The following is a 4,561-nucleotide window of genomic DNA, read 5'->3' on the forward strand; positions in this document are numbered from 1 at the left end:
TTTCATGAGGATTCCCCTTTTCGTCACACCGCGGTGGCGTATTTCATGACCAGTTCCTGAGAGGCGTCCTTCCGCTCCAGAATGGCGGTCTGTCTGCCTTCGTGCATGACCACGATACGGTCGCTCATGCCCAGAATCTCCGGCAGCTCCGAGGAGACGAGGAGGATGGAGTTCCCCTCCGCGGCAAGCTCGGAGATGATCGCATGGATTTCCGCCTTGGCTCCCACGTCGATGCCGCGGGTGGGTTCGTCGAGGATGAGGATGTCCGGCCGGGTGAGGAGCCACCGGGCCACGAGAACCTTCTGCTGATTGCCTCCACTCAGGTTCTGGATGCGGGTCTCGTAACTCGGAGTGCGGGTGCGGAGGCGTTCGTTGTATTCCCTGGTGTCGGTGCGAATGCGAGCAAAATCAAGCAGCCGCAGCGGTTTTTTCACGTAGGAAAGCAGATTGGCGATGATGGTGTTGTCCGTCACGCTTCCCACGCCGATGATACCTGTGCTGCGTCGATCCTCGGTGAGAAAGGCGAGCCCCGCCCGCTTGGCGTCCCGTGGACTGCGGATGCGGATCTCCCCGCCGTCGATGAGAACGCGTCCCGACGAGATGGGACGAAGGCCGAAGAGGGTCTCCATGAGTTCGGTCCGTCCTGCTCCCACAAGCCCCGCGAAGCCAAGGATCTCACCCCTGCGGAGATCGAAGGTGACGTTCTCGAAGGCACCCGGAGAGGAAAGCCCCTCCACTCGAAGACGCACGTCCCCGAGAGGGACGTCCTGCTTGGGGAAAAGGCTCGTGAGTTCCCGTCCCACCATCATACGGATGAGTTCCTCGATGGTGAGGGAAGCCACGTCCCGCTCCCCCACGAACTTGCCGTCCCGAAGGACCGTGACCTCGTCGCAGATGCGAAAGATCTCTTCCATCTTGTGGGAGATGTAGATGATCGCCACGCCCTGGGACCGAAGACGCCGGATGATCTTGAAGAGCTGGGCGATCTCGGTTTCCGTGAGGGACGAGGTGGGTTCGTCCATGATGAGCAGCTCCGAGTTGTAGGAGACTGCCTTGGCAATCTCCATCATCTGCATTTTCGCCACGGTGAGATTGCCCGCCCTCTCGCGGGGATCGAGGTTCAGCTCCAGATCCTCGAAGATGGCCCTGGTACGCACGTGCATCGCCTCGGCATCCACGAAGGAAAGCGGCCCGAAGCGCCGCCTTGGAAACCTGCCGAGCCAGATGTTCTCCATGACGGGGCGCTCCGCCACGGGATTGAGTTCCTGATGGATCATGGCGATTCCCTTTGCGAGCGCCACGGAGGGATGGGGGATGCGCAGCTCCTCTCCCTTGAAGAGGATACGCCCCGAATCCGGGCGGTAGAGGCCGAGAAGACACTTCATCAGGGTGGATTTTCCCGCGCCGTTCTCCCCCATCACGGCGTGGACATGTCCCGGGCGGACACGGAGGCTCACGCCGTCCAGGGCCTGGACGCCGGGAAATGCCTTGGAAAGATTCTCCACTTCCAGAGTGTAGTCGCTCACGGCTGACACCTCCTTGCCTTCGCTCCGTCGTCACGCTGACGCAGACGGAATTGCAAATACGAAGCGGTGCACGGAGGACGGGCGGAGCCGTCCCCCGCACACCGAGCACCGGGCAACTCGAAGGATTACAGGTCTTCCTTGGTGACCTTCCGGAAGGGAATGCTCGTCTCCGGGGGAAGCTCCTTGCCGGCCATCAGGTCGAGCTGGAGAAGCACAAGGGTGCGCCCCAGCTTGTCCGCGTCCTGCAGAACCGTGCCCATCATCTCGCCCTTCTTGACGGAAGCCTGTCCGTCCGGAGTGGCATCCACACCGACGACGGGCACGCTTTCGAGCTTGCCCGCGGCGCGGAGCGCCTCGATGACTCCCAGGGCCATTTCGTCGTTATTGCAGATCACCACGTCGAAGTTCTTCGCCACGATGGTCTGCATTTTGTTCTGTGCTTCGGCGCGGGACCACATGGCGGTGTCCTCGTAGACCGCTTCGAGCTTGTAGCCCAGATCCTCAAGCCCCTTCTTCACGCCCGCGGTTCGTTTCACCGTGGCCTCGTGGCCGGGCTCACCCATGAAGAGTACGTACTTGAGACCGCCCTTCTTGTCCACGCCCTTCGCCTTGAAGTAGGCATCGATCATCTCCGCCTGAATGGGACCCACGACGGATTCGTCGGAACCCACGTAGAAGGTGTTTTTGCCGTCGATGTACTTGTCCTCGGGGCGCTTGTTGAAGAGGATGAGTTTTCTCCCCTTGGCCGCGTCGATGATGGCCGGGGCGGAGGTGGCGTCCACGGGGTTGATGACGAGCACCTGGGCCCCCTGGGCGACGAACTGCTCGATCTGGCTGAGCTGCCGGTTCTGGTCCTTCTGAGCGTCCGCGGGAACGGTGGGAAGCCCCTGTTCCTTGGCCTCCGCCTCGATGGCGTTCCGCACAAGGGAGATGAACATGTCGCTGTTGTCGTACAGGGAATAGTAGACCTTCTTTGCCGCGTCGTCGGCGGCGAACGCCGACGCACCGAGCAGAACCGCCGCGAGAAGACCGACTGCAACGATCAGAAAAGAACGTCTCATTTCGGAAACACCCTCCTCACATGGTCATCGGAATTTCCCGACCCTTGCTCCCGCACCCTCTCTGCGCACTTTCCTGCGCTCAACGGCTCTTCGGGAGCGGAAGAAACGCTTCGTCAACGGAGTTTCGCGAGTCCCTGCGGAATCTTCAGGCTATTCCATCCTCTCTGTGGCGGATGCCCCCCCTTTCAACGCGGCTTCGTGCGACGTCTCCGCGTCCGTGCAGCACATCCCATCGCACCGGGCCTTCCAGGCGGCCAGAAAGCGCCGCCATCCCCGCAGTCCCTCCTCGTCGGGCTTGAAGACACCGCAGTCCTCCAGCCCCTCCGCAAAAATCCGGGCCACGTCGCGCCGAAGGATCGTCCAGGCGCCGGTCCGGTCCGCAACCCGACCAACCCGGGCGAGAAGGTCCTTCGCCCAGGCACGATGCGGAAAATCATCGGCCAGGGAAGCCAAGGGCAATTCCCCGCACAGCAGGGAGACCATTCTGTCCAACCCCGCCTCGAGACGAGGTGGCAGAATCGCCAGCCCCATGACTTCGATGAGTCCGATGTTCTCCTTCTTGATATGGTGTTTGTCCGCATGAACATGAAAGATACCGTCAGGGTGCGTTTCGTCGCAGCGGTTGTTCCGCAGCACCAGGTCCAGCTCGAACGCCTCATTCCTGCGCCTTCCGATAACGGTGATCGTGTTGTGGCGCTCCCGCTTTCCATTCCACAGCCCCTCGGCGAGAATCCCACGCTCCGGGTCCTCATAGTCGCGCCAGGCCCGGAGCAACGAGCTTCCCAGTCGAACAAGTTCCTCCGAGTCGCGCCCCCGAAGCCGCAGGGTGGAAAGAGGCCAGTGGAGAATTTCCGCGGCAATCTCCCCAAGACGCCACTGTTCCAGGACGGAGGCCGTCTCGATGGGAAAGTGCCAGACACCTCCCTGGAAGTGATCATGGCTGAGGATGGATCCGCCCACGATAGGGAGATCCGCGTTGGAGCCGAGGAACATGTGCGGAAAACGCTGGAGGAAGGCGAGAATACGCTCGAAGGTGTCCTCGTCGATACGCATGGGGCGATGTTCTTCCGAGAGGAGAATACAGTGCTGCGGATAGTAGACGTAGGGTGAGAACTGCAAAAACCATCGCTCTCCCGCCAGGTCCAGGGGGATCAGCCGATGGTTGCTCCGCTCGGGAAAACCGGGACGTCCTGCATAGCCCACGTTCTCCACGCAGAGGACACACCGGGGGTAACCTCCCGCGGCAGATCGTTCCCCCGCGGCACGAATGTCCCGGGGATCTTTTTCCGGCTTGGAGCGGTTGATGGTGATCTGCAGTTCACCGTAGCGCGTGGGCGCGGTCCACGTGAGATCCCGAGCAGCCAGATCCGCACGGACGTAACGCGTATTCTGGGAAAAGCGGTAGAACCAGTCCACCGCCGCCCGGGCCCCCTCCAGATCGAATCGGCGCCGGAAGGCCTCCACCACTTCCGACGGACGGGGAGTAAGGTACCCCATGACACGGCTCACGAACTTCTCCGGCGGCAAATCCAGATGGTGCAGCTTTCGTCCAAGGGCGAACCGACGGAGAAGTTCGATGTTCTCCAGGACATCCAAGTCCGAAAGATCCGCCGCATCACCCCCGTCGGGCTCGTCGAGACCGAAGAGGGCGAAAAGGGCATTCGTCGTGGCCAGGTCGTCCAGCTCGCCCAGAAGACCGCAGGACTTCCCCGCGGCCACCAGAGCGCGGATGGCCTGCGTCGCGTCGGCGGTGGAAACGGCCTCGGAAGTGTTCCGGAGGGAGTCGATTCCGTCCTCGACGCTCACGAAAAACCTACCCCCACCGTTTTCCGTGCCATCGCCAGGCCGTTTCCACGATGGCATCCAGAGCCGTGTAGCGAGGTTCCCATCCCAGATCCTCCCGGATGCGCGCCGAAGAAGCCACCAGGCGTGCCGGGTCTCCGGGGCGGCGCGCTCCCTTTTCCACGGGGATGC

At 62.1% G+C, this 4,561-nt stretch carries 3 protein-coding genes; all 3 read right to left on the reverse strand.

What is annotated here, in order from left to right:
* Positions 1–23 precede the first annotated feature (23 nt).
* Entirely contained in the window at positions 24–1,526 is a 1,503-nt protein-coding gene (locus tag Q1K49_RS03955) for a sugar ABC transporter ATP-binding protein (RefSeq protein ID WP_213693011.1), read from the reverse strand.
* Between the two features lie 125 nt (positions 1,527–1,651).
* Entirely contained in the window at positions 1,652–2,587 is a 936-nt protein-coding gene (locus Q1K49_RS03960; RefSeq protein ID WP_213693010.1) for a substrate-binding domain-containing protein, read from the reverse strand.
* Between the two features lie 150 nt (positions 2,588–2,737).
* A complete protein-coding gene (locus tag Q1K49_RS03965) occupies positions 2,738–4,393 on the reverse strand; it encodes a UDP-glucose--hexose-1-phosphate uridylyltransferase (RefSeq protein ID WP_213693009.1) in 1,656 nt (551 codons plus the stop codon).
* Positions 4,394–4,561: the final 168 nt, after the last annotated feature.

It is taken from the genome of Aminiphilus sp. (assembly GCF_029975095.1).
GTDB lineage: Bacteria > Synergistota > Synergistia > Synergistales > Aminiphilaceae > Aminiphilus.